The 23,206-nt window shown below is 55.5% G+C and carries 27 protein-coding genes; 6 read left to right on the top strand and 21 right to left on the bottom strand.

Annotated elements, in window-relative coordinates; all coding sequences use genetic code 11:
• Positions 1–2: 2 nt before the first annotated feature.
• Entirely contained in the window at positions 3–1,097 is a 1,095-nt protein-coding gene (locus tag PUV54_RS03735) for an acyltransferase family protein (protein WP_274494222.1), read from the bottom strand.
• Between the two features lie 150 nt (positions 1,098–1,247).
• On the opposite strand from PUV54_RS03735, the gene PUV54_RS03730 reads away from it, so the two are divergent.
• On the top strand, positions 1,248–2,747 hold the full coding sequence (locus tag PUV54_RS03730; protein WP_420797935.1) for an FMN-binding glutamate synthase family protein: 1,500 nt from the start codon (positions 1,248–1,250) through the stop codon (positions 2,745–2,747).
• Positions 2,748–2,788: 41 nt separating this feature from the next.
• A complete protein-coding gene (locus PUV54_RS03725) occupies positions 2,789–3,280 on the top strand; it encodes a flavodoxin family protein (protein WP_274494220.1) in 492 nt (163 codons plus the stop codon).
• Here the strand turns inward: PUV54_RS03725 and PUV54_RS03720 are convergent.
• From PUV54_RS03720 to PUV54_RS03695, 6 genes are all read right to left on the bottom strand, one after another.
• On the bottom strand, positions 3,277–3,852 hold the full coding sequence (locus tag PUV54_RS03720; RefSeq protein WP_274494219.1) for a DUF924 family protein: 576 nt from the start codon (positions 3,850–3,852) through the stop codon (positions 3,277–3,279). The genes PUV54_RS03725 and PUV54_RS03720 overlap by 4 nt on opposite strands.
• An 83-nt stretch (positions 3,853–3,935) precedes the next feature.
• A complete protein-coding gene (gene atpF / locus PUV54_RS03715; protein ID WP_274494218.1) occupies positions 3,936–4,490 on the bottom strand; it encodes a F0F1 ATP synthase subunit B in 555 nt (184 codons plus the stop codon).
• Between the two features lie 22 nt (positions 4,491–4,512).
• Positions 4,513–5,073, bottom strand: coding sequence for a F0F1 ATP synthase subunit B family protein (locus PUV54_RS03710; protein ID WP_274494217.1), 561 nt, complete (start codon positions 5,071–5,073; stop codon positions 4,513–4,515).
• A 34-nt stretch (positions 5,074–5,107) separates the two neighbouring features.
• Positions 5,108–5,335 carry a F0F1 ATP synthase subunit C gene (locus PUV54_RS03705; RefSeq protein WP_274494216.1) on the bottom strand — a complete coding sequence of 76 codons (228 nt, stop codon included), beginning with the start codon at positions 5,333–5,335 and terminating at the stop codon, positions 5,108–5,110.
• An 86-nt stretch (positions 5,336–5,421) separates the two neighbouring features.
• A complete protein-coding gene (locus PUV54_RS03700; RefSeq protein WP_274494215.1) occupies positions 5,422–6,225 on the bottom strand; it encodes a F0F1 ATP synthase subunit A in 804 nt (267 codons plus the stop codon).
• A 41-nt stretch (positions 6,226–6,266) separates the two neighbouring features.
• Positions 6,267–6,581 carry an AtpZ/AtpI family protein gene (locus tag PUV54_RS03695; RefSeq protein ID WP_274494214.1) on the bottom strand — a complete coding sequence of 105 codons (315 nt, stop codon included), beginning with the start codon at positions 6,579–6,581 and terminating at the stop codon, positions 6,267–6,269.
• 264 nt (positions 6,582–6,845) lie between these two features.
• Between PUV54_RS03695 and PUV54_RS03690 the strand changes: the two genes are divergently transcribed.
• Positions 6,846–7,550: a glutathione S-transferase family protein gene (locus PUV54_RS03690; RefSeq protein WP_274494213.1), complete on the top strand. Its 705-nt coding sequence runs from the start codon at positions 6,846–6,848 to the stop codon at positions 7,548–7,550.
• A 4-nt stretch (positions 7,551–7,554) separates the two neighbouring features.
• On the opposite strand, the gene PUV54_RS03685 is transcribed toward PUV54_RS03690, so the two are convergent.
• The 12 genes from PUV54_RS03685 to PUV54_RS03630 form a co-directional block, all read right to left on the bottom strand.
• Complete coding sequence (locus tag PUV54_RS03685) at positions 7,555–9,000, bottom strand: S41 family peptidase (protein ID WP_274494212.1); 1,446 nt, start codon at positions 8,998–9,000, stop codon at positions 7,555–7,557.
• Between the two features lie 110 nt (positions 9,001–9,110).
• On the bottom strand, positions 9,111–9,962 hold the full coding sequence (locus PUV54_RS03680) for a LytTR family DNA-binding domain-containing protein (protein ID WP_274494211.1): 852 nt from the start codon (positions 9,960–9,962) through the stop codon (positions 9,111–9,113).
• 146 nt (positions 9,963–10,108) lie between these two features.
• Positions 10,109–10,462 (bottom strand): DUF1428 domain-containing protein, encoded by a 354-nt coding sequence (locus tag PUV54_RS03675; RefSeq protein ID WP_274494210.1) that lies wholly within the window; start codon positions 10,460–10,462, stop codon positions 10,109–10,111.
• A 26-nt stretch (positions 10,463–10,488) separates the two neighbouring features.
• Positions 10,489–10,686, bottom strand: coding sequence for a helix-hairpin-helix domain-containing protein (locus tag PUV54_RS03670; protein WP_274494209.1), 198 nt, complete (start codon positions 10,684–10,686; stop codon positions 10,489–10,491).
• A 3-nt stretch (positions 10,687–10,689) separates the two neighbouring features.
• Entirely contained in the window at positions 10,690–11,157 is a 468-nt protein-coding gene (locus PUV54_RS03665) for a VOC family protein (protein WP_274494208.1), read from the bottom strand.
• Positions 11,158–11,166: 9 nt separating this feature from the next.
• A complete protein-coding gene (locus tag PUV54_RS03660) occupies positions 11,167–11,649 on the bottom strand; it encodes an SRPBCC family protein (protein ID WP_274494207.1) in 483 nt (160 codons plus the stop codon).
• A 4-nt stretch (positions 11,650–11,653) separates the two neighbouring features.
• Positions 11,654–12,121 (bottom strand): SRPBCC domain-containing protein, encoded by a 468-nt coding sequence (locus PUV54_RS03655; protein ID WP_274494206.1) that lies wholly within the window; start codon positions 12,119–12,121, stop codon positions 11,654–11,656.
• Complete coding sequence (locus PUV54_RS03650; RefSeq protein WP_274494205.1) at positions 12,121–12,582, bottom strand: SRPBCC family protein; 462 nt, start codon at positions 12,580–12,582, stop codon at positions 12,121–12,123. Before PUV54_RS03650 ends, PUV54_RS03655 begins: the two co-directional genes overlap by 1 nt.
• A 10-nt stretch (positions 12,583–12,592) precedes the next feature.
• Complete coding sequence (locus PUV54_RS03645; protein WP_274494204.1) at positions 12,593–12,937, bottom strand: ArsR/SmtB family transcription factor; 345 nt, start codon at positions 12,935–12,937, stop codon at positions 12,593–12,595.
• Positions 12,938–13,051: 114 nt separating this feature from the next.
• Complete coding sequence (gene smc, locus PUV54_RS03640; RefSeq protein WP_274494203.1) at positions 13,052–16,519, bottom strand: chromosome segregation protein SMC; 3,468 nt, start codon at positions 16,517–16,519, stop codon at positions 13,052–13,054.
• A 121-nt stretch (positions 16,520–16,640) separates the two neighbouring features.
• Entirely contained in the window at positions 16,641–17,357 is a 717-nt protein-coding gene (locus tag PUV54_RS03635) for a DsbA family protein (RefSeq protein ID WP_274494202.1), read from the bottom strand.
• Positions 17,358–17,462: 105 nt separating this feature from the next.
• Complete coding sequence (locus PUV54_RS03630; protein WP_274494201.1) at positions 17,463–17,918, bottom strand: DciA family protein; 456 nt, start codon at positions 17,916–17,918, stop codon at positions 17,463–17,465.
• Between the two features lie 44 nt (positions 17,919–17,962).
• Here PUV54_RS03630 and mutY point away from each other — a divergent pair, with 44 nt between their 5' ends.
• The 3 genes from mutY to PUV54_RS03615 all read left to right on the top strand — a co-directional run bounded on the left by mutY (position 17,963) and on the right by PUV54_RS03615 (position 20,807).
• On the top strand, positions 17,963–19,051 hold the full coding sequence (gene mutY, locus PUV54_RS03625; RefSeq protein ID WP_274494200.1) for an A/G-specific adenine glycosylase: 1,089 nt from the start codon (positions 17,963–17,965) through the stop codon (positions 19,049–19,051).
• Positions 19,048–19,797 carry a hypothetical protein gene (locus tag PUV54_RS03620; RefSeq protein WP_274494199.1) on the top strand — a complete coding sequence of 250 codons (750 nt, stop codon included), beginning with the start codon at positions 19,048–19,050 and terminating at the stop codon, positions 19,795–19,797. The genes mutY and PUV54_RS03620 overlap by 4 nt, the downstream gene beginning before the upstream one ends.
• A 263-nt stretch (positions 19,798–20,060) precedes the next feature.
• Positions 20,061–20,807: a hypothetical protein gene (locus tag PUV54_RS03615; protein ID WP_274494198.1), complete on the top strand. Its 747-nt coding sequence runs from the start codon at positions 20,061–20,063 to the stop codon at positions 20,805–20,807.
• Here PUV54_RS03615 and PUV54_RS03610 read toward each other — a convergent pair.
• Positions 20,804–22,324, bottom strand: a complete 1,521-nt coding sequence (locus PUV54_RS03610; RefSeq protein ID WP_274494197.1) for an acyl-CoA carboxylase subunit beta — start codon at positions 22,322–22,324, stop codon at positions 20,804–20,806. The genes PUV54_RS03615 and PUV54_RS03610 overlap by 4 nt on opposite strands.
• Before the next feature lie 7 nt (positions 22,325–22,331).
• Positions 22,332–23,201 carry a 5'-nucleotidase, lipoprotein e(P4) family gene (locus tag PUV54_RS03605; protein ID WP_274494196.1) on the bottom strand — a complete coding sequence of 290 codons (870 nt, stop codon included), beginning with the start codon at positions 23,199–23,201 and terminating at the stop codon, positions 22,332–22,334.
• Between the last annotated feature and the right edge of the window lie 5 nt (positions 23,202–23,206).

The following is a 23,206-nucleotide window of genomic DNA, read 5'->3' as shown; positions in this document are numbered from 1 at the left end:
ATTTACCAGGCGCGGTCCTGACGCACGGCGCTTTTGTTGAGTCTCGTGAACAACCTGTCGCCGAGATGTTTCGTCAACTGCAGTGCAGGGCGTTCCACAAGCCGGTGAATGATGAATGCAGAAATTAGCGCTGCAGCGAAGCATGCAGTAATCATGATGAGGTTATCGGCGACGCCGCGATCGCCAAGTGTGATGATGACAAGCTGCGTAACGATCATCACGGCCGGCACATGAAAAAGATAAAGCGAGTAGGACGCATCGCCAATTGCGGTTAGCCAGTCCGGTGCTTTTATCTGTTGCGCGCGTTCTAATGCGGCTGCGCCGTAAAGTATGAGTGCAAACGGCGCCGTATATGTCGCCGCCCGTGCGCCATGATCAACGATCAGTTCCCATTCGCGATCACCGAAACCGACAGCCTGATATGACAGGATGGCGAGTCCCGCGAAAAAGGCAGGCCAGCCCCAACGTCCCGATGTTTTTTTTACAAGATAAGCGAGAAAGGCGCCGGTGAGGAATTCAAAGGTAAGCGGGCTGAAGATGAGTTTTGTCCACGGATTGGCGGATGTCCAATCCGCAATATTTGCTATGATAATGAAAAACCCCCAGAAGGTCAGCATCAGGACCTTTCTGTTTGGCGCCGCTAAAAGAATGATTGAAAAAACGACATAGAAATACAGTTCGTGTATCAGCGTCCAGCCGACCGTAAGCAACGGCAAGCCTTTTGCCGGGGCTAACAGGAAAGATGAAACCAGCGGTTTTTCTTCGTAAGGGATGGCGAACAACGCTTCGCCGCCCAAATAAATGATGAGTATTGTCAACGACGCTAGCCAATACAGCGGGTAAATGCGAGCAACCCGGTTATAGGCAAATCGAGCGGCGCCGCCGACGCCGGCACGTGTTCGTTCTGCGACGGTCACCATGACAAAACCACTGATCAAGAAAAATAAATCAACACCGGTGGTCCCGATCCGCAACTGGTCTGGCAAAAGATCGCTTCCAGGCATGTTGGGCTCTATGCCGTTGATATGCGAGACCAACACCATTAATGCCGCAATGCCGCGCAACGCCTGAATATTCCAGATATGAGCGCTTTGCATTCACGCCCTTTCACAAATTTTTGCGCGGAAACGCTTCTCAGTATCGTGATGGATCGTTAGCTTGCTTCCATAGTTCCTGCAACTTAAGCCGCAGCGAAACAAAATTTGCAAGAGAGGCGTTTAGGGATGGATTTTTTGGCACGTTTCACCATGACAGGCCTGGAGGTGCTGACGACGCTATTTATCTTCATCGTCGGCGTTGTCGTTCTGGCCGTCTTTTTTATGTTTATTATGGACTCATCGCAGTCCAAAGACGCAATCCGTCATAACTATCCGGTGATCGGGCGGTTTCGGGAGCTGTTCACACGTCTCGGCGAGTTTTTCCGGCAATATTTTTTCGCACTTGACCGGGAAGAAATGCCGTTCAATCGTGCTGAGCGGGACTGGATTTATAAATCAGCCAAGGGAAAGAATAATACTCATCCGTTTGGTTCAACGCGTAATCTCAACCTTGTCGGCTGTCCGATTTTTGTGAACTGCGCCTTTCCGCGACTTGATGAGGAAGCGTCAGACCCGCCTGCGGTAGAATTCGGTCCGTACACAGCTCACCCCTACCGGGCGAAATCTATCATCAACATTTCGGCGATGAGTTACGGGTCCTTATCGAAACCCGCTGTTAAGGCGCTTTCCCGCGGCGCCGCACTGGCTGGCTGTTATATGAATACAGGCGAAGGCGGTCTTGCCCCTTATCACCTCGAAGGCGGTTGCGACATCATTTTCCAAATGGGAACAGCGAAGTATGGCTGTCGCGATGAGGCAGGGGTGCTCGATGAGAAGAAATTGAAAACCATCGCTGACAAGCCCGAAGTGAAAATGATCGAAGTCAAACTCGCTCAAGGCGCCAAACCGGGTAAAGGCGGCATCTTACCAGCGGCGAAAGTCACTCGAGAGATTGCAAAAATCCGCGCTATTCCAGTTGGCAAACCGTCAATCTCTCCGAACCGGCATCCCGAAATCGATAACGTGTCTGAGCTGCTCGATTTTATCGAGCGCGTGCGCCGCGTTACCGGCCTGCCAACTGGGTTCAAGACCGTCATGGGCGCCTATGGATGGGTCGATGATCTTTGCGACGAAATCGAAAAGCGCGGTATCGAATCAGCGCCCGATTTTATCACACTCGACGGCGGCGAGGGCGGTACTGGCGCGGCGCCCATGTCGCTGATGGATAATGTAGGTCTGCCGCTAAAACAGGCGCTCCCCATGCTGACGGATATTCTGGAGCGGCGGGGCTTGCGCGACCGTATCAAGGTCATTGCGGCGGGCAAGCTGGTGACACCGGCGGAGGTCGCATGGGCCTATTGCGCCGGCGCCGATGTGGTGAACACGGCGCGCGGGTTCATGTTTTCCATCGGCTGCATTCAGGCGCTACGTTGTCATACAAACAATTGCCCGACTGGCGTCACCACGCATAAGAAATCGCTGCAGGGCGGGCTCGATCCCAAAGTGAAAGCGCCACAAGTGGCAAGTTATGTCGAGAAGATGCGCAAGGACGTCGCCATGATCGCCCATTCCTGCGGCGCGGCCCACGCGCGAAATTTGAAGCGCTTTCATGTGCGCATCCAGCAGGAGGACGGAACTTCCGTGCCGCTTGATCAGTTGCTTGCGCGATCGCGGCCGCTTGCGCCGCATGAATATGCGAAGGAAAATTAAGACCAGTCGCCATAGCGTTTAAACGCCGCTACGGTAAAACAATGCCCAAACTGCTCATCGTCTATCATTCGAAAACCGGCGGGACGCGCCAGATGGTCGAAGCTGCCTTTGCCTCTGCGCGCGAAGAGAGTGGCGTTGAAACTGTGTTGAAGCGCGCTGATGAGGCGGGACCGGATGATCTTCTGGAAGCTGATGGTTACATCTTTGCAGCGCCAGAAAATCTAGCCGCAATCGCTGGCGTGATGAAAGATTTTTACGACCGCAGTTATTATCCAGTGCTGGGCAAGATTGAGGGGCGCCCCTATGCGCAAATGGTTTGCGCCGGTTCGGACGGTGAAAACGCCGTGCGCCAAACCGCGCGCATCGCCCAGGGCTGGCGCTTGAAGATTGCGCAGGAGCCGATCATCATCTGTACCCACGCACAAACGCCTGACGAGATACTGGCGGAGAAAACTATTCCCGAAGAGGACCTAAATATTTGCCGCGAACTTGGCGCGGCCATGGCGGCAGGGCTCGCTATGGGCGTGTTTTAAGGGTTAAACCCACCAGCTTTCAGGAACGCGATTTCTTCCGGTGCTGACGCGCGGCCAAGAATGTGATTGCGATGGGGGAACCGTCCGAACCGTTTGACGATGTCGCGATGTTCAATGGCGTAAGGAACATTCATTGTCGACGGAAGCTGCGATTTGAACAGCGCGACGCATTCATCCTGAACGCTCATATCTTCCGAATGCATGAACGGCATGTAGAAGAACGCGCGCTCCCTCGCGCTGTAAAGTTTATCAAACCGCCGGCGGATCGCCTCGCGCGCCACATCAAGCGCCTGGCGGTCCTGTGCAAAGGCGCGGGCGTCGTCGCGATAGATGTTCCGGGAAAACTGATCGAGCAGAATAATCAGTGAAAGACTGTGCCGTGAATGCGCGCGCCAGGCGTCAAGTTTGCCTGCTTTCGCTGCTTCATGCAGCGCGCCAAAGCGCCGCCTGATCTTGGCGTCAAAGACCGCATCACGCCGGAACCATTGATAGGGTTTTGTATCTTCAAACCAGAAAGACAGGATACGTTCTGCATTCTTGGCAGTGGGGCGGATAGGGTTGGTGAGGGTCATGAGACAAGTTTAGCGTTGCGGCAGGTAACAAAAAACCCTTCATCAAACGATGAAGGGTTTCAAAAGCTGGAAAGATATTTGGATCAATTCAGCTTGTCCCGCAGTCCTGCAATTTCGCGGTCGATGAAAGCGCTCTGGGCGCCGCCGTCCATGCGTTCGCGGATGATGGCGCGTGCAGCTTCGATGGCGAGGTCCGCCGTCTGGCCGCGGACTTCGGAAATCGCCTGCGCTTCCGCGCGGGTAATCTTGTCCTCGGCGGCTTTGGTGCGGCGTTCTGTTTGTTCGGCGATTTTATCGCGCGCTTCTTCAGCCAAACGTTTGGCGTCTTTCTTCGCTGCTTCAATAATGGCGGCGGCTTCTTCTTCCGCTTCGCGCTGACGGCGCTGATACCCGGCGAGAAGCTCCTGCGCTTCTTCGCGCATTTTGCGCGCTTCATTGATCTCGTCAGCGATTTTCGACGCCCGCTTGTCGAGCCCGCCAATGATCATCTTATGAACGCCCGCGCGGGCGAACACGCCGATCACGATCAGAAAAGCGATCAGGACGTAAAATGACGTGTCCTGTAATAGTCCGACGGACTCATGACCGGACCCAGCTTCATCAGCGGCGGCGAGAGCGATGGATGCAAGTGAGATCATCTCTTTATCCTTTACGCGTCATCTAAGCTTGGGCGACGCTGTCGATAGCGCGTTTGACGGCGTCATCGGTCGGCGCTTCATCGATCAGCGCTTCGACGACAGCGCGGGTCGTGTCGCTCGCGGCCTCGCGGACTTTCGCGGCGGCGTCGGTCTTCATCTTGGTGATGCGGGCTTCGGCGGCCTCAAGCTGCTTGTCGAGCGCTTCGTTGGTCTCGGCCTGCAGCTCGGCGATTTCCTTATCGACTTCGCCGCGCGTGTCAGCGGCGATGCCTTGCGCTTTGGCGCGGGCGTCGGCGAGCGCCTTGTTATAGGCAGCCTCGGCCTCATCCGCTTCGCGCTTGAACTCTGACGCCTTATCAAGATCGTCGGCGATCCGGTCACGACGTTCTTCGATAGCGCCGCCAAGCGACGGTAGGAAGCGGCCAGCCATGAGCCAGTACAAAACGCCGAAGGTAAGCACGAGCCAGAAAAGCTGGCTCGGCCACCAGGCCGGATCAAGTTGCGGCAGGCCGGCCGAAGCAGCCTCGCCATGGGCCTCGGTTGCGGCCGCCGCCATCATCGACAGGGAAGCAAGAACGGACAACAGTCCCTCCTACAAAGGTTTAACGTTCGCTGGATTAGAACGTGTAGAGAATGATCATCGCGATCGCGAAGCCGAGAAGACCGGTAAATTCGGTCAGCGCGAAGGCGAGAAGCATGGTCGGCTGGTTCTGAGCTGCTGCTGACGGATTGCGGAACGCACCCGACAGGAAGTTGCCGAAGATAAGACCAAGGCCAACGCCTGCGCCCGCGAGCGGGATTGAGGCGAGACCGGCGCCGATAAGTTTTGCTGCTTCTGCTTCCATTTTATCACTCCTGGAGTTTTTTCTTTGAGCCTGTTGATCCCATTTGCGCGGTTGGCTCGTCAAACCCGCTTAGGGAAATTCAATCCTTAGTGGTCAGCCGCATGCGCCGCATCGCTGAGGTAAATACAAGTGAGAACCGCGAAGACATACGCTTGCAACGCGGCAACCAGAAACTCGAGCGCTGTTACCGCAATAGCGCCAAGGAACGGTGCGATGCCGAACGCCATGACCGCGCCGCCAGCGCCCAAAAGCGATACGACGAAACCGGCGAAAAGTTTCAGGATCACGTGACCGGCAAACATGTTTGCGAATAGCCGGATGGCAAGGCTTAAAGGGCGCGACAGAAACGAAATGACTTCGACCGGCACCAGAATTGGCATCAGCCACAGCGGTACGCCTGACGGTGCGAAGAGTTTGAAGAATTTGAGGCCGTTTTTCAGGAACCCGTAAACGATTACGATCATAATCGTCAGCATGGCGAGCGCCAATGTCACGATCAGATGGCTCGTTGGCGTGAAGGTGTGCGCTTCGGCTGGCGTTCCCGGCAGCGACGGGATGAGACCGAAGAGGTTCGAGATCAAAATCCAAAGAAACAGCGTGAAGACGTAAGGGAAGAATTTGCGTCCTTCCGTGCCGATGGTATCGCGCACAAGATCGGATACGAATTCGTAGAGTACTTCCGCCATGGACTGCGAACGTCCCGGAACCAGGCCGGCGCGGCGTGTAGCCATAAAGAAAAAGAAGATAATCGCGCCAGTGCCGATCAGCATCCACACAGCGGAATTGGTGAGTGAGATATCGATGCCGCCGAGCGACAAAGGCACGATCGGCAGAATTTCAAACTGCTCCATCGGGCCGGCGGCGAAGGTCTCAAACAGCGTCTCAATCATATCCGTGTTCCGGCCCGTTTATCCAATTTCGCGCCAAATCGTCAGTCTTCTGACGGCGGCGTATTTTCCTGCTGCAAGGTGCGCATCATGTTGCGCAAGCCTGCTGCAAAACCGAGGGCAATGCCCGCCAGCAGGAACCATGGTTTCGTTCCCAGCCAGTGATCAAGGCCCAGACCCAACAGACAGCCCACAAACAACCCGGCGAGAAGATCGGATGAAATCCGCATCGCACGGCCCCACGCCGAAGCCGACCCCTGCTGACTTTCCACCTGCCGGCCCTCGCCACGAAGGCGCTCAAGCCGCTCGGAAAACTCGTCCAGCGAGGGCAGGTCGTCTCGGTTGGGATTGTCGCCCATGAACTTGCCCGAAAACGGACGTGCGAAGACCTCGCACGCCCTCTAGAAATCGCGCGGACCATAGAGGCGCCGCAGCGCAGCGTCAAGCAAGGGATTTTGATGCTAGAGCACTGATTTTTATGGGGAAAAAGGGGCGCGGCGAGCGGTCGCGGTGGCGATTTGCCAAAGGGCGCGCGAACCGGTGTCGAGGCTGCGTATTTTCCTTTCACAAGGCTTTAAAATATCAGACATCAGAGGCCTTAGCTGATGCGGAGCCCACCCCTTATGAAACCGGATCTATTGAAGCTTTATCATTTCCCCGCCACGCGCAGCGCCCGCGCGCGATGGATCCTTCACGAATCGGTTGGCGACGGTTTTGAGATCGTTCCGGTCGATCTTTACGGCGGCATGCAATACGCGCCGGATTATCTGCGCATGAACCCCAACCACAATGTTCCGGTGCTGGAGATCAGTTGGGAAGACGGTCGCACGACTCACATGCTTGAAAGCGCGGCGATGGTGGCGCTTCTTGCTGATGCGTATCCTGAGAAGAAACTGGCGCCGCAAGCAGCAGAGTTTTCGCCTGAGCGCGCCGATTATCTACAGATGCTGCATTTCGGCGGCTCGTGGATGGACATGATGCTATGGCAAATTCGCATACACGAGCACATTTTGCCTGAAGCGGAAGCGGATGCACGCACGGTTGCGCGTTATCGCAACAAAATGGCGAAAGAGGTTGAGCCTCAACTGCTAGCGCGACTCGAGAAACATGAATTCATCTGTGGCGATGCATTCACCGCAGCCGATTGCGTGATCGGTCATAATGTTACCTGGGCGCGCGGCTATGGCATGTGCCAGCAATCGGTTTTTCGTTCTTATCTCTCGCGCCTGTCAAAACGCCCGGCTTTTCAAAAAGCGTTTGCCGATGCGAAGGAGTTTAAACCCTCTCCTTCTGGCGGCCGGCCTGAACGGACAAATTTTACTGGCTGACGGGCTATTTGTCCGCAATTGCTTTAAGCGCCGCATCAAGAGCGTTTTCAGTCGCGAGAATGTCCGGCTCGATGCCCGTACGTGCATCCTGCGCCCCGACAAGAGCGAATTTTTTGTGTGAAACTTGCGCCTGTAATCGCGTATTCGGCAGATCGAAATAGTAATTTTCACCAAAGAAAATCAGCGGTTCGCCTGTTTCTTCACCGACAAAAACGGCTTTTCCAAAATGTTTCAGAGGCGCAGCGAAAATGACGGCGCTGGAATAGGTGCGCGGGCCTATGAGGACATAAATATCTCCGTCAAAAGAATTTTCTGGTTGTTTTTTACGCGCTCGAGGGGCCTCAGCGTCTGGATGAAACCGAAAGGACTCTCCCGGCGGCGTATCCTGTATGCTTCGCAAGACAGGCACGAGAGAATGGACAGGAAGCCATTTAAAGCCTTCGGGCAAAAGCGTTCGATAATAGTCCTTGATTTCTTCGGTTACCTTGACGTCGATGTACTCAATCGCGGGCAGTTTTTGCTCCGTGAGATAAGTCATCAGGAAGTCACCGGCGCGTGAATCACCGCCGCCGTTCTCCCGCATATCTATGATGAGTGTTTCCGCGCGGGCTTCGTTTAATTCGGCAAAGCTGGCACGGACAAAATTTTTGAATTCGTTATCCGGCGCCGGCATGTCATTGAACGTTAGCAGGCCGACTTGGCCATCCAGAATGTTAAATGCATTTCCCGGCGCTGCAGTATCTCTGCTTTCCATAAATTCATTGTTCGTGATGCCGGAATGCGTAACCATGAACAAAGAGCCGTTGCGTTCAATGGAGAAACGGAAAGGGCTTTGCAGCCCCATCGCCCATACATCCCGGTAATAATATTTCTCCGCATAGGCGCGGCGCAGCGCCAGGCTTTCGCCGCTTTGGCTGGCGAGTGAGAAGTCAACCAGCGTTCTTGCGGGGACGTCATTAATGGAAACGATGATATCGCCGCTTTCGATATTCAATTCCTCTGCAAGCACTCTGTCAGCTATCAAGCAGTTACCAGCGATCTTCACTGTCAGCGGCGGGTAGAGCCCGCCATTGCTCTCATAGAAACGCCGTTCTTCCGCCGGCGCTCTGAGATAGGTGTGCCCATCCAGCAGGTACTGATTTAGCGAAGATAATTGGCGATAAGCTTCGACGCGGGTGAGCGGCGTCGTCAGGCTGTCGTTAAGCTGAATGGCATGAGTTTGAAATTCATCGCCGCCAATGGACTCAAAGTCAGGATGTATTTTCTGGATTGTGGATGTCAGGAAGGCAAGATCTTCACGAATTTCTGGCGATGAATATTCGCGACCGAAGTCGGAAGGCGGCACCGTCCGGTGCTGGTCACGCAAATAAATTTTGTCCGATAAATAGAAGGCCAAAGCCAGTATAAGAACGATAAACGCGGCAAAGCCCCCGCCAAGCAGTTTCCACATGCGGCAAAAATCCAGTTACGAGTTAGCATCGTTATGATTTTTTGCGATAACCGATTGTGCGCAACCCAAAATCCGTGAACGGCGCTTATTTGTGACGGGTGTCACGGGGGCTAATCGGACAAGGCTAAACGCACTGCCGCCAATCTGCGCCTGCTGACAGGCGCCGCTGCGGCGTCGTTTTCCAATAGTGCTATATATGCGCCGCTATTTGTGCGACGGACCGCCTTGATAAGGGATTTGCGAACGATAAAACCTCGATGCGTTCTGATGAATTCAGTTTCTGGGAGCAACGCCTCAAGCTTTGCAATGGTGACCCTTACAGTTTCAGTTGATGTTTCAGTGACAATTTCTACATAGTTGCCTTTGGCCTCGGCTGTCAGAATCGTATCACTGCGGATATGTTTGAGAACGCCATTCTCGCGGTGTTCAAGGCCTGATTGAGCATCCGCCGGCTTGGCAGGCTGATGTTGCTTCTTGGGAAGCGCGTGGAGTGCAAAAAACGCGGTGAAATAGGTTATCATCCACACCGGCGTGCAGCTGATAAAAATTTCTTTGGCATAGGTAATTATATCCGCAGTCAAATAATCCGGTGATCTGGCGGCGGTGGTTAGTACGGCGATCAGGGATAATTGAATCGTGCAAGCTGCAAAAAAGAAAAGTGCATGAATGGCCCATACATGAAACCGAGTATTGTCAGAAGCAATAGATATCACCGGCAGACGCCAAGCAAAGCGCAAGATCACCGCGAACAAATTATAAACCGCAAAAAATGCAACGAACGCGACAAGCGAAAAGAGCACGCTTGAATAGCCGCCGCTTGCGACTGCATTCTGCAAATAGTTGCTAACAGCAAAATACGAACCGAACGCAAGAGCAATAAGCCAGTGAAATTTTGACCAGGCCTGGCGATCAATATTGCCTTCCTGCGCAAGAACAGAATTAAAAGTAGCAAAAGTATTCACAGAATTACCCCCTTGGCGGCGTTTCGGCGCCAGTCTGCCTAAGTGATCTTAGTGCTTGGAATGGGTGTCCGCTATATGCGCTGCGTTGAAACGCTTAAATGTGCGGTGAATGGAAAAGAAAGGCACGCTCTGGAGCGACCGGTATTTTATTCTTCAACGATCACTTCGAAACCGCCGAAAATCATGCGTTTGCCGTCAAATGGCACGTCCTCTTGGCTGGCGATCCCGTGCAGCTCTTCCATCGCTTTCTTATTACCTTCGTCTCTTACTTTCCTTGATGGCCAGGTGATCCACGAAAAAACCACCTCTTCGCCGGGATCGACTTTCACCGCCATAGGGAACGATGTGACTTTTCCCTCCGGCACATCATCGGCCCAGCATTCGACAACGCTGAGCGCGCCATGTTTTTTGAAAATCGGCGCGCACAACGCCGCCATTGCGCGATACTTCTCACGATTATCCGCGTGAACAGGAATAATAAATCCGTCAACATAGGTCATGGGTGTGTTCCTTGTTATGGGTTGGGTTAAGAACTGGGTTGTACGAATTTTAGGTCGTGCTTTTTCATGGCGTCCTTGAGCGCGGACATTGCATTTGGGCCCATGCCGTGTAGCGCCGCCACATCAGGCTCACTAAGCTTCGCCAGCTTTTCGAGCGTGGTGAGGCCTGCGCGATCGAGCGCGCGACGCGCAGGCGCGGCTAAGGTTTTCGGAAGGGCAGTCATCGGCTAACCGTTGAACGCTTTTTCAATCGCCGCAATATCGATCTTGCGCATTTTATACATTGCCTGCCGCGCGCGTTCGGCTGTGGCTTCGTCCTTGGCGGTAACAGCGGTCATCAATGCCTTCGGGACTATCTGCCAGGAAAGGCCAAATCGGTCGACCAGCCAGCCGCACTGACTTTCCTCACCGCCATCGGCGATAAGTGCGCTCCATAGCTTGTCCGTTTCTGTCTGGTCTTCTGTCATGACACTGATGGATGCAGCAGGTGAATGTTTAAAATGCGGTCCGCCATTGATAGCCTGATAAGGCGCGCCAGCGAGCGTGAATTCGAGATGCAGCGGCTCAGCGCCGCCTGGCGGCGTGTATTCATTTTCGATGATACTATCCGGCAATAGCGAGACATAAAGCTCGACGGCTTCCTTCCCGCCTGTTTCAAACCACAGACATGTGCGGACTTTTGATTGTTTAGGCATGGATTTCTCCTAGTTCGTTTTGAAGGCGCCGCCTTTGATGCGTTCGCCAAGTTCGTTCAGCGTCATGTTCCAGCCGTCGGTGTAGCCAGCCGCGTTTGCCGCCTCCAGCGCACCCATATCCGGGAATAAGGTTTCAACTGTAAGTCTTGTTTTCTGTTGGATGGCTTCAAATAAAACTGTCACCCGCGCTTTCGGCGGCAGTCCGGCGCCGCATGCAGTGGGCGCATCGGCGGCGCCCTCATAGACGATACGTTCCGGCTCGAGAATTTCCAAAATCTCAGCGCGCGCGGGAATAGTTGCGCCATCACGCGCCTTCATCATGACTGAGAATTCACCGCCGACGCGGAAATCCAGTTCACATGAAGTATGTTCGGGCCCAAACGGTCCCCACCATTGGCGAAGGTGTTTCGGGTCTGTCCACACGCTCCACACGAGCGGGCGCGGAGCATCGTAAACGCGCGACATGATCAGTTCGTTGGGGATTAGGGGCATTACGTTACAGCCTTCCCTCGATAAATGCATCGTTTAAGCGACCAAGGCCCCATTTCAGTCCTTCGGTACGGGACAGGTTTTCGTCCTTGCCTGCCAGAAATGCATTGTGTTCTGTGAGCTTCAGAAGCGTGCCATTGCCGCGCGCCTCAAACTCCAGGGTTTCGAGCGATACTGAATAAGGCTCGCCGCCTACAGTCATGTAATAGGTGAAAACGATCTTTTCGTTCTCGACGATGTAATGATAGACGCCGTCGTTGGTGAATGTTCCTCGTGCGTGACGCCCGTTACAACGCTCAACCCCGCCGGGCCGAAAATCGAGGGCGTATTCCTCAACCTTGAGTGTATCGGTATCGCGAGCGAACCATTGCCGTTTTGCCTCGGCGCTAGTCCATGCTGAGAAAACTTTTGCAACCGGAAAATCAAATTCCCGTTCGATAGTCAGACTGGCTTGAATTATAGCGGGCGCGCTCATCATAAACCTCTCGCAATTTCTTCAAGCTGTTCAAAAACTTTGCCCCAACCGGGGTGGAAGCCCATTTCCTCGTGCTTCTTTTTATCTTCCTCGCTTTTGTGCTTGATGATGGCTGAATATTCGACGCCGTCCGCGCAATCTTTCATGGTGATGATCGCTGTCATGAAGGATGAGCCTGTCGGGCGCCAATGCTTTTCCATGCAGTCAGTGAAGACGATGCATTCCTTTTCTTTAACGTAGACGATGCAGCCGTTCTGCGGCATCTCCTCGCCGTTTGGGCCGCACATGACCATCTGGGAAGCGCCGCCGGGGCGCAGCTCCATGTTCACGTCTCTCACGGTCCATGGTTTAGGGCACCACCATTCAGCGAGGATCTTTGGGTCGCTCCACGCTTTCCACAATTGATCGCGTGTGACTTTCATGGTCCGGGCGATGAAGAGATCGCTGTCTTCGAATTGCATAGGTTTCTCCTTATTTTTTATCTGTAGGCTGAAGGCTTTGGAGGTAAGCGTCGAGGCGATCAAGGCGGCCTTCCCATACGGCGCGTTGATGGGCGATCCATTCTTCTGCTTCGGAAAGGCGTTTGAGTTGCGCTTCGCAGGTTCGAACCCGGCCTTCTTTTTTTGATTTTACAAGACCACTCTCTTCCAGAACGCTCAAATGCTGCATGAAAGAGGGCAAGGCCATTTCAAACGGTTTGGCCAGCTCGCTAACGCTTGCAGGTCCTTCGGTCAGTTTTTGCAGGACCGCGCGCCTTGTGGGGTCGGCGAGGGCCTGAAAGACATTGTCCAAATCAGATGGTTCATAGTTAGGCATACGCCTAAGTAATACGGCGGCCGACAGGTGTCAATAATAATTAGGAAACAACCTAAGTATTGAGATGGGCAATATGCCGGTCTGAAAAAATCGTTTAAAATTAGTAAGTTGACGCTATTCAGCCGCCGCGAGCTGCTCGGCCTTCGAGAGGTCGACCGACACCAGTTGTGACACCCCGCGTTCGATCATCGTCACTCCAAAAAGCCTGCTCATGCGTGACATGGTGAGCGCATGGTGGGTGATGATGATGAAGCGGGTTTCGGTTTCCGCCGCCATTTCGTGCAGCAAGCGGCAAAAGCGCTCGACATTTGCGTCATCAAGCGGCGCATCGACCTCGTCGAGGACACAGACTGGCGCCGGGTTCGCCATGAAGACGGCGAATATGAGAGAAGTGGCTGTCAGTGCCTGTTCGCCGCCTGACATCAGCGACATGGAGGCGAGTTTCTTGCCCGGCGGTGAGGCCATGATTTCAAGGCCGGCTTCGAGCGGGTCGTCGGAATCGATTAGCCGCAGTTCCGCCTGACCGCCGTTGAAGAGGCGTTTGAAGAGATCGCCGAAATTGTTGTTCACTGTTTCAAATGCATCAAGCAGACGCTGGCGCGCTTCACGATTGAGGTTCATGATGCCTGTACGCAGCTTACGGATAGCGCCTTCGCAGTCTTCGCGTTCGACGGTCAACTCTTCAAGCCGCTCGCCAACCTCTTGCATTTCTTCGTCAGCACGTAGGTTAACGCCGCCGAGATTCTCGCGCTCACGCTTGTAGCGCTCCAGTTTGCGTTCGACATCGTCACGGTGCGGAAGGTCCTTGTCTTCCTTATGTTCAGCAATGGTGAGAAGCTCGTCCGGCGTTGCGTCGCAAGTTTCATGAGCGAGGTGTGTCGCCTCTTCAACGCGTTCGGCGGCGGCTTCTGCTTGCGCCTCAAGCCTCGCGCGCGCCTCGCGCGCATTGCTTGATTCAATATCTGCTGCTTTAGACGCCTTATCTGCTTCGCTGGCTGCCCGCTGGCCCTCAGCGAGCGCGTCCGCGGCATCATTGCGGCGCTTTTCGGCAATCGCAATCTGGTCGAGCAGCGCGTTCCGTTTTTCTTCTATGGCCGCCGGCGCATTCTGGGCGGTTTCTTTGGCCGCATGCGTTTCGCGCAAGTGAGTTTCGATTTCGCCAATACGGGATTTGGCTGTTTCGCCGCGATTGGACCAGTTCATTTTTTCGCGCGCGACTTCACTCAGGCGGGCGGCGCGCGCCTTGGCTTCTCTGGCGAGGTCTGCGTGAGCCGCGCGAGCGTCCGTCGCTTCTGCGCGAGCGGCGCCGACAGCGTCCCGTAATTCATTCAATTCCGCAGCGACCGCTTCGGCGGCCGGGAGCGCCGACCGCTCTGCGATAAGTGCTTCCTGCGTACGCGTTGTTTCCGTTTCATCTTCTGAGAGGCGCGCCAGGTTTTCATCGATAGAGGCCATGCGCGCGCTGGCGCGTTCATGTTCGCGCTCAAGTTCGTTAAGACGTGTGCGAACAGAATCAAGCGCGCGGCGAGCCTCAATAAACAGCGCACGCGCTTCGCGTTCGTTCTGCTGTTTTGCTTTCAGGGTCTCGCTTGCAGCCTCATGGGCGCGGCGCGCGTCATTTGTTTGCGCTTCTGCGGCCTCGTAATCATTGTCGAGTTGTTGCAGCCTGTTGCGTTGTTCCAGACGAATGGCTGCTGCAGTCTTGGCGTCAGCATGCGTCGTAAAACCATCCCAGCGCCATAGGTCGCCATCGCGGGAAACGAGGCGCTGACCAGGGCGCAAGTGTTCTCGCAATCTTGGGCCGTCGATCGCCTCAACCACCCCAATGGTCGCGAGGCGGCGCGTCAATGCTGTGGGTGCACGGACAAATCTGGAAAGCGGCGTAACGCCTTCCGGCAACGGCGCATCAACAGGCGCTTGCCCCAGATGTGACCAGTGCGCTGGCGCGGCTTCGTCAACCGCAGCGCCTAGATCGTCGCCAAGGGCGGCAGCGAGAGCATTCTCGTAGCCTGCATCTACTTCAACAAGTTCGATGAGTGGAGGAAAGTCCTGCGCCTCGTTCGCTGCAAGAACGCGTTTCAAGGCTTCGCGCTCAGCATCTAGCTCCGTCAAGCTTTGCTCGGCGTTGCGCATAGGGCCGCGCAAGGATGTCTCGCGGTTTTCCGCTTCCTGGCGTTCTTCTTCTGCGCGGTGGAAGGCGGCTTCAGCCGTATTCGCTGCGTCGTCTGCCGCGTTGAATTTCGTGTTTGCTTCTCTAAGCGCGGCGCGCTGATCGTCCGTCGGTGCAATTAGTTCACGTTCATCGCGATAGCTGCGAAGCTGTTCTGTAATCTTTTCAAGGCGGCGTTCAGCGGCGGCGAGGTTTCCCTCCACCGTTTTACGCCGGGCTTCGATGTCGGCGGCCTCTTTTGATTTTTCATCGAAAGCGGTCTCAGCGGTTTGCAGTTTTACCGCAGTTTCATTCATTCCAGCTTCGGCGACGGCAAGGCGTTCGCCTTCATTGGCTTCGTGCGCGTTCAGCTCTTCCTCTTCGCGAGCGAGAGCGGTGATCGCGTTCTCAGCGTCAGCAAAAAGCTCTTTTTCACGCGCGAGATCACCATTCAGGCGCTCAATTTCAGCCGAGAGACGTGCAAGTTCCGCTTCGGCCCGGCGTGCTTCTTCATCGAGATTTTCGCGCGCAACCGTTAAACGGTGAAGGGCGGCGGCTTCTTCGGCTTCTTTCAGGCGCAATGGATCAAGTGCTTCATGCGCCTGCGTTTGGGCGGCTGTCGCCGCTGCCGCAACCCGAGTGGTTTCTTCGATCAGGCCGCTGATTTCGCTTAAGCCCTCTTGCGCTTTTTCCTGTGCTTCCACGGCTTCTCGCCAGCGCAAGTAAGAAAGCATGGCTTCCGTGCGCCGGATGTCGCCGGATACGTTGCGATAGCGGGTGGCCTGGCGCGCCTGTCGGGCGAGGGCGGTTTTCTGGGTTTCAAGCTCGCCGATCACGTCGTCCAGGCGTTCAAGATTGTTCTCGGCCGCCCGCAAACGTAGTTCCGCCTCGTGCCGTCGCGAATGAAGACCAGTGACGCCCGCTGCTTCTTCCAAAAGGCGGCGACGGTTCTGCGGCTTGGCGCTGATCAGTTCTGCGACTTGCCCCTGACGGACCAGTGCCGGGGAATTCGCGCCTGTGGAAGCGTCAGCGAATAGAAGCTGCACGTCTTTCGCACGTACTTCCTTTGAATTGATTCTGTAAATTGACTGGGTGCCGTCTTCCTTGCGGATGATCCGCCGAGAGATCTCAAGCGTCTCATGCTCGTTATATTCAGCCGGGGCCGAACGGTCCGAGTTGTCGAGCGTCAGGATCACTTCCGCCCAGTTGCGCGAAGGGCGCATGGATGTGCCGGAAAATATAACCGCATCCATGCCGTCGCCGCGCAGCGCCTTGGCCGACGTTGCGCCCATCACCCAACGCAGAGCTTCGAGCAGGTTGGACTTGCCGCAGCCGTTTGGCCCGACAATGCCCGTCAGGCCGTCGCGGATTTCGAAATCGGTTGGTTCAACGAAAGATTTGAACCCGACAAGGCGGACATTCGTAAACTTCAAGGCGTCTTTTCCCGATACTAAACGCCGGTGCAGGGCCCCATCCCCGCGCCGGACTTTCAAGCGCCTATGATCGCCGATTCTGGCCTAAGGCCAATAGCTTATGCGGCGGTCAACGCGTTCCTTATTCCCCAGCTTCCTCGATCGCCTTGTCGAGGGCTTCGGAAAAGGATTCGACGCTGGCAAAGCTGCGCGTTTCGCCGTTTACAACGAACGCCGGGGTCGCATTGATTTCATATTTATCGACCGCTTCGTTGATATTTTCATTAAGAAATTCAAGCAATTCTTCGCGTTGGACGCAGGCGTCGAAGTCCGCTTCACTCATCCCGGCCTGGGACGCGATTTTCAGGAGTTCAACTCGGGGGGTAGCGCTGCCGATCCAGGTCCGCTGGGTTTTGAACAGCGCGTCTAGAACCAGAAAATAAGCGTCAATTCCGCCTTTGTCGGTGGCGCAGCGCGCCAGCATGGAACTGGCGATGGCGAGATTGGCGGGCGCTGTTGGGAATTCACGGAAAACAAACCGAACCTTACCAGTATCGACGTATTTTTCCTTAATTGCCGGAAAAACAGTAGCATGGAACGTGGCGCAATGAGGGCAAGTGGTCGATGCGTATTCGATCACTGTTACTGGCGCGTCCGCTGAGCCCAGCACCATGTCCGAGAGTGCGCCTGTTCCGGCGATAACGACATCTTCTTTACTGCTGTTGTCGCCTGTCGTCCCCTCGGAGGAAACGTCCTCAGAAGAATTCGCGCCGCCGCAAGCGGCGAGGATGAGGGCAAGAGCGCCAGCGACAAAAGAAGAGAGTGGCAAACGGCGCAGAGCGCTGAAAGTTACGGACATCAAAACACCTGTTAAAAGCGGAAAACTATTTCGCCCAAAATCGCTGATGGCGCGGCGAATGGCAAGGCGGCTTGCGCTCTTTTGGCGGCTAGGGCTTTAAGGCGCTTATTTATTGGGGTTGCGGCGCTTCACGGCCGCCTTGAATGAGGCGAGCGCTGCGCCGAGCGGGCTGTCGTCATCTGATTTTGGCGAATGGCTATCAGGGGCGGAAAGGCGCGCTGGCGATGATTGGCCAGCTTGGCGCACGTTGAGGCGAGCGACCGCCCGGGGCCCAAGGAATGTATTGAGCCGCGTCAGTAATGTATCAGCCTGCATCTGAACTTCCGATGCGGCGGCCCCATTGCGCACGAGAATTTCCAGCGTTTTTTCACGCCCCTGTCCGGTAATTCGACCAGGCCGTGACAGAGCCGCGATACGTTCGCCAGCGAGCGCCGGCCAGCTTTGCGCCAAAGACGGGTCGATGAACTTCGTCTTTTTTGCCAGCCCGGCGAATATTTCTGCGGTTGCGCGTGCGACGCGAGGCGCGGCCGGGCGTGCGGGGCGGGTTTTAAACTGGGGCATATGCGGGCTTTGATCTTGATGCTGAAGCCATCATAACACTGTCGATGGCATACGAAACGCCCGAACCGAAAAAGAAGTCCACAGGCGATGTCTCTCGCGCACTTTTGCGCTGGTATGACAAAAACGCTCGCTCTTTGCCGTGGCGCATTGGACCGGCGGCGCGAAAAGCGGGCAAGCGGCCTGATCCTTATGCCGTTTGGCTCTCCGAAATCATGTTGCAGCAGACGACGGTAGCGACGGTGGCGCCGCGTTATTCGGAATTTCTGAAACGCTGGCCAACTGTTGATGACATGGCCGCAGCGCCGCTTGATGACATTCTCGGTCAGTGGGCTGGGCTTGGGTACTACGCCAGAGCGCGCAACCTTCATAAATGTGCGGTTGAGGTTGCGGCGTGTGGCGGTTTTCCGGATACGGAAGAAGCGCTGAGAGAGCTGCCCGGTATTGGTCAATACACTGCTGCGGCGGTTGCCGCCATCGCGTTTGATAAACGCGCGGTGGTTATCGATGGAAATGTAGAGCGCGTCGTTTCCAGGCTGTGTGCAATAGATACGCCAATGCCGGCGGCAAAGCCCGTAATTAAAACCCAAGCCGAAAAGATTTGGCCGCAAAAACGGTCAGGCGACTTTGCTCAAGGCCTGATGGACTTAGGAGCTGAAATCTGCCGGCCAAAATCGCCCTCTTGTTTAATCTGTCCGATTTCCTCCGCCTGCGAAGCATTAGCCCAAGGCAAACAGGAGTATTTTCCGGTCAAAGCGCCCAAGAAAGAAAAACCGCATCGCAAGGGCGTGATTTTTGCGCTCATCAACACGAAGGGTGAGATGCTGTTTGAGCGGCGGCCCGAAAAAGGCCTGTTGGGCGGCATGCTTGGATTGCCTGGCTCGGACTGGGCGCCAGTTCCGCCAAGCAAGATATTTGAAAGCGCGCCCCTGAAAGCAAGGTGGAACCATATCGGCAATATCACACACACATTCACCCATTTTCATCTGATGCTGGATGTTTATATCGCCAAGGCGCCCAAAGGCTTCCGTCGCGTAGCAGATCAGAAATGGATCGCGCCGTCGCAAGCGAAGCTTCCCACAGTGATGAAAAAAGCGGTAAGCTTGGCGATGGAAAATAGCCGGGGTGAAAAATGATGTTGAGAATTATCTCAGTGTGCGTTGCGGCCTGTTTGTTCGCATCTCCTGCGGCGGCGCAGGAACTTGAGGGCGACTATCTCTACCGTGTCGAGACCATACGCGCGGCCCCGGGAAAGCTTGAAGCGCTGCTAGAATGGGCCGCACGAGCTAGAGAAGACAACTATTTCGAAGATGCAGGCGGGAGCTTTCCGCTTATCATGCGGCACAGCCAGGGCGATCAATGGGATTTGCTGGTCATCCTGCCCATGGAAAGCTGGGTGGATTTTCACACCAAGGCCCGACAGAAAAAGCGACAAGATGCGACCCGAAAGCATGAGATTTTATTGGCCTCACAAGACGGCCTCATCGCTTTTGAAGAAGATCATTTCGCTTACGGCCCGCCTTACAATGAGGTGAAGAGTGCTTATGACTCGAACGCTTACTTTCATATTGAAATGTTCAATGCGGCGCCGGGCAAGTCCGGAGAATTACTGGAACAGCGGCGAATGGAAAATGCGTATCTGGAGCAAACAGGCCAGACGCCGAATATGATTTTCCGGCGCGCCGCAGGCTCCGATGTCGATATATTCACAATCGGTTTTCACGAGAGCCGGCTGAGCTATGCATCACAGGCGCCTCATGACGAGGAAGCAGCAGAAGATATCGCCAAGGATGTCGGTTTCAAGGACCGCGCCGATATTTCGTTTTATCTGCGCTCCCTCATAAGCGGACATCATGATACATTTGCGGTGAAGGTGGAGTGAGCATAAGAAGCTGATCCGTGTTTCTCGTGGAGCGCCTTGCGCAATGAGAACCCGCATCACTCAAATGTGAATTAGTGTTCGGAGGTTCATGAGCGTTTTCGGCGATCACATTCTTGCGGGTTCTTCGGCATCCGCTCGACTTGCCAAATTGATCGCCTCATAATTTTAAGCTGGATGTGCCGCGCGGGGTTGGGCGTTTTTTAAGTTGTGTATCCTATTGCAGGCCCTGACGTATGGCTGAACCTCATCAATGGAGTTCTGCTATGACTATGCTTAAAGACGTTTTTTTCCTTTCTTCCACGTGTTTGTTGATGACCTCAGCGCTGCATGCGCAGCAGACGCTCAGCGTGGAGACCGTTGATAACTATGGCAACGTCACGCTTCAGCAAAATGCGCTTGGCTGTTTTGATCCGGTTGCGGCTTTGCAACTGGATAAAGACGGAACAGATGGGAATGTCAGCAACGCCACGCGGCGCGCTTTCGGCGTTGGCACATGTGTCGCCCTTGATTCTGGCGTCACGCTGTCCGGTGCTCAAAAGCTGAACATTGAGGGCCAAACTCTTGTCAGGGGGGCGGTGGCGAATATGGATGTCTACCTGCCGGAATGGAGCGCTGCGATGGGCGCGAGCGGCAGCGGATCCAGCGCCGCGCGCGCTGCAACAAACAGTTTGCGGGGCGATGCGATGAATTTCCGACAGAAAGTCGCCGAAATGGATGCTTGCGATCAAGAGGCTCAATCTCTCAATACGCGTATCGCGGATTACAATGATCGCGCTGCGAAGTTCAGCAATGATTCAGAAGAAACGATGACAACCGGCAGCCGTCTTGCGGGCGGCGGTTCTGCGCCGATTATCCGCATTCGCCTTCCCGATAAAGAGCGCCAGACGCTTTATGCTGAAGGCTTGAATCTATCGGATGACGTCGCCGATCATAACAACCGCTGCGATGTATATCGCGATGGGTTTCAACTCGACAAAGACTATATGGCGTTTTATCGGGCTGGCGCCTAAAGGCGGCGCTGGGCTAGTTCAGCAAATTCGCACAGCAATGGCCGGGTCTCGCGCGGGTCTATAATATCTTCCATAAGGTATTTCTCCGCCGTGCGGAAGGGTGAGGTGACACGTTCCAGCCTTGCTTTGATTTCTCTGAGCGCTTTTGCCGGGTCGTCTGCTTGTTCTAGTTCTGATTTGTATGCGACCTCGACGCCGCTCTCCATGGGTAGCGAGCCCCAGTCGCCTGATGGCCATGCAAAACGATACTGAAACCGCGTGTGGTCGGACATGGCGGCCCCGGCGACGCCATACGCCTTGCGGATGATCACCGTCGCCCAGGGAACGGTAGTGTCGTAAACCGCGTTCATCGCCTCGACGCCGCGGCGGATTGTTGCGGCGCGTTCCGCCTCAAGCCCGATCATGAAGCCGGGATTGTCGACCAGGTGAACCACCGGCAAACGGAACTGTTCCGCAAGCTGAACAAAACACCGCGCTTTCTCTGCCGTGCCCGCCGTCCAAGAGCCGCCGAGAAATGTCGGGTCAGACGCCAGCACCGCCACGGGCCAGCCATCGAGCCGAGCAAAAGCGGTGATTGCCGCGCGTCCCCAGCGGCGGCCGATTTCGAACATGGTTCCCTTGTCGCAAACCATCTCGACAATCTTGCGCATATTATACGCTTGCTTGGGGTTTTCAGGCACGGCTGAAAGGAGCGCTTCGTCTTTTCTTTCCCGCTTGTCGCCGGTCTCGCGTCTTTCGGGGTGAGCGCCTGCGTAGGACGGCAGATAGGAAAGGAACGCGCGCGCCATGGCGAAGGCATGGTCCTCGTTTTCCGCTTCATCGTCGATGACGCCATTGCGTGCGTGAATGTCAGCGCCGCCGAGTTGTTCCTTGTCGAGATCTTCACCGTTCCCCAACCCCGCGACGACCGCTGGGCCGGCAGTGAAAATCTGCGCAATCTCGCGCACCATGACTGAGTAATGCGACGCTACCATACGCGCTGCGCCAAGCCCTGCGGTGGGTCCGAGCGCCAGCGCGACGACCGGCACTGTCTTGAGGTTTTTCACCACATGCTCCCAGCCGGGAACGAACGGCACGTAAGTGAACCCCATATCCTCGAGCATTTTGACCGAGCCGCCGCCGCCCGTGCCGTCGATCATGCGAATGATGGGCAGTTTTAGCTCATGCGCCATCTGTTCGGCTTGTGCGAACTTCCGGTGGATCGCCGCATCGGCCGCACCGCCGCGCACGGTAAAGTCATCGGCGCTGGCGACAACAGGCGCGCCATTGATCCGCCCACGGCCGAATATGAAATTACTGGCGGAAAAGTCTTTTAATGCTCCAGCTTTATCATAGGTTCCGCGCCCGGCAATCTTGCCGATCTCGCGAAAGGAGCTTTCATCGAGCAGGCGCCTGATCCGTTCGCGCGCATCGAGCTTGCCGCGCCCATGTTGGCGCGCGAGCTTTTCTTCCCCGCCCATTTTTTCGGCGAGCGCAGCGCGGCGTTTTAATTCTTCGAGCTCTTTTTCCCAGGCCATTCAACGGTTACTCGCCCTTGGGCCGCCACGCTTTCAACTGGTCGAGTTTCATCTGGCGCTGCTCTTCCGGCGACAGCGAATAGTCATCGCCAAAAGCGGACGACTCCCAGGAGCCGTAAGACGGGTTCGGCAGCACCAACCATTCACGGCCCCAGCGTTCTGCATTGGCGTCATAAACCTGCTGGCGTTCGGTGGGCGTGCCTTTGTAGTCATCGACAAAATCCCCGAAATTATCACCGATGAGCAACAGCACGCGGTAGTTCGCGGTGACCATCGCCCGGCGCACGCCCTTTTTTGACGTATCGGTTTTGGTGAGAACAGTGTCCTCGCCCGCTTTCATCGGAAACCCGAGTGCGGCGAGGTTGCGGGTCGTCGCGCCGTCAACGACCTCCGACCGGTTGGTGACGTAGAAAACCGTAACGCCCTTGGCCGCCGCTTCCTGTGTGAATTGAAGTGCGCCGGGCACGGCCATGGCTTTTTCATCGCGCGCCCAGTCGTTCCATGTATCTTCTGAAAAGCCTGCGCCAGTCGTGACCATCATGGCCTGAAAAGGCGAGTTGTCGATGACCGTTTCATCCGCATCAAGAATGATAGCGGGGGGAAGGTTCTCATACCCGGCGCCTTGTTCCGCCGGGGCGGCTGTCCATGACCGGTCAGCGAGCGCTTCATCAAGGCGTTTCGAAGCGAGAGCGTAAACTGTTTCAGTCGCCGCTTTGTACTCGACTGCCTGCTGCATCCACAGCGTTGCATTCAGCCGGTCGTCCGGCGCCGGGCCCGATGGCGCATCCGGTACGGGCGTGGTTGCGCATCCCGCGAGCATGAATATTGCGGCACAGGTCGCTATGAAACGGCTGAAGCTAATATGATGATGCGGCATGGATG

Origin of the sequence: Hyphococcus flavus (genome assembly GCF_028748065.1) — a bacterium.
GTDB lineage: Bacteria > Pseudomonadota > Alphaproteobacteria > Caulobacterales > Parvularculaceae > Hyphococcus > Hyphococcus flavus.
Note: the sequence above shows the minus strand (reverse complement) of the source record. Positions and strands in the feature narration are given on the sequence as shown.

Coding starts and splice junctions, on each gene's coding strand:
- PUV54_RS03620 (WP_274494199.1), top strand. CDS start 19,048: ATGATGTTGAGAATTATCTCAGTGTGCGTTGCGGCCTGTTTGTTCGCA.
- PUV54_RS03725 (WP_274494220.1), top strand. CDS start 2,789: ATGCCCAAACTGCTCATCGTCTATCATTCGAAAACCGGCGGGACGCGC.
- PUV54_RS03665 (WP_274494208.1), bottom strand. CDS start 11,157: ATGCCTAAACAATCAAAAGTCCGCACATGTCTGTGGTTTGAAACAGGC.
- PUV54_RS03690 (WP_274494213.1), top strand. CDS start 6,846: ATGAAACCGGATCTATTGAAGCTTTATCATTTCCCCGCCACGCGCAGC.
- PUV54_RS03685 (WP_274494212.1), bottom strand. CDS start 9,000: ATGTGGAAACTGCTTGGCGGGGGCTTTGCCGCGTTTATCGTTCTTATA.
- PUV54_RS03675 (WP_274494210.1), bottom strand. CDS start 10,462: ATGACCTATGTTGACGGATTTATTATTCCTGTTCACGCGGATAATCGT.
- PUV54_RS03635 (WP_274494202.1), bottom strand. CDS start 17,357: ATGTCCGTAACTTTCAGCGCTCTGCGCCGTTTGCCACTCTCTTCTTTT.
- PUV54_RS03655 (WP_274494206.1), bottom strand. CDS start 12,121: ATGAGCGCGCCCGCTATAATTCAAGCCAGTCTGACTATCGAACGGGAA.
- mutY (WP_274494200.1), top strand. CDS start 17,963: ATGGCATACGAAACGCCCGAACCGAAAAAGAAGTCCACAGGCGATGTC.
- PUV54_RS03700 (WP_274494215.1), bottom strand. CDS start 6,225: ATGATTGAGACGCTGTTTGAGACCTTCGCCGCCGGCCCGATGGAGCAG.
- PUV54_RS03705 (WP_274494216.1), bottom strand. CDS start 5,335: ATGGAAGCAGAAGCAGCAAAACTTATCGGCGCCGGTCTCGCCTCAATC.
- PUV54_RS03630 (WP_274494201.1), bottom strand. CDS start 17,918: ATGCCCCAGTTTAAAACCCGCCCCGCACGCCCGGCCGCGCCTCGCGTC.
- PUV54_RS03660 (WP_274494207.1), bottom strand. CDS start 11,649: ATGCCCCTAATCCCCAACGAACTGATCATGTCGCGCGTTTACGATGCT.
- atpF (WP_274494218.1), bottom strand. CDS start 4,490: ATGATCTCACTTGCATCCATCGCTCTCGCCGCCGCTGATGAAGCTGGG.
- PUV54_RS03645 (WP_274494204.1), bottom strand. CDS start 12,937: ATGCCTAACTATGAACCATCTGATTTGGACAATGTCTTTCAGGCCCTC.
- PUV54_RS03720 (WP_274494219.1), bottom strand. CDS start 3,852: ATGACCCTCACCAACCCTATCCGCCCCACTGCCAAGAATGCAGAACGT.
- PUV54_RS03650 (WP_274494205.1), bottom strand. CDS start 12,582: ATGCAATTCGAAGACAGCGATCTCTTCATCGCCCGGACCATGAAAGTC.
- PUV54_RS03695 (WP_274494214.1), bottom strand. CDS start 6,581: ATGGGCGACAATCCCAACCGAGACGACCTGCCCTCGCTGGACGAGTTT.
- PUV54_RS03730 (WP_420797935.1), top strand. CDS start 1,248: ATGACAGGCCTGGAGGTGCTGACGACGCTATTTATCTTCATCGTCGGC.
- PUV54_RS03670 (WP_274494209.1), bottom strand. CDS start 10,686: ATGACTGCCCTTCCGAAAACCTTAGCCGCGCCTGCGCGTCGCGCGCTC.
- PUV54_RS03735 (WP_274494222.1), bottom strand. CDS start 1,097: ATGCAAAGCGCTCATATCTGGAATATTCAGGCGTTGCGCGGCATTGCG.
- PUV54_RS03610 (WP_274494197.1), bottom strand. CDS start 22,324: ATGGCCTGGGAAAAAGAGCTCGAAGAATTAAAACGCCGCGCTGCGCTC.
- PUV54_RS03605 (WP_274494196.1), bottom strand. CDS start 23,201: ATGCCGCATCATCATATTAGCTTCAGCCGTTTCATAGCGACCTGTGCC.
- PUV54_RS03615 (WP_274494198.1), top strand. CDS start 20,061: ATGACTATGCTTAAAGACGTTTTTTTCCTTTCTTCCACGTGTTTGTTG.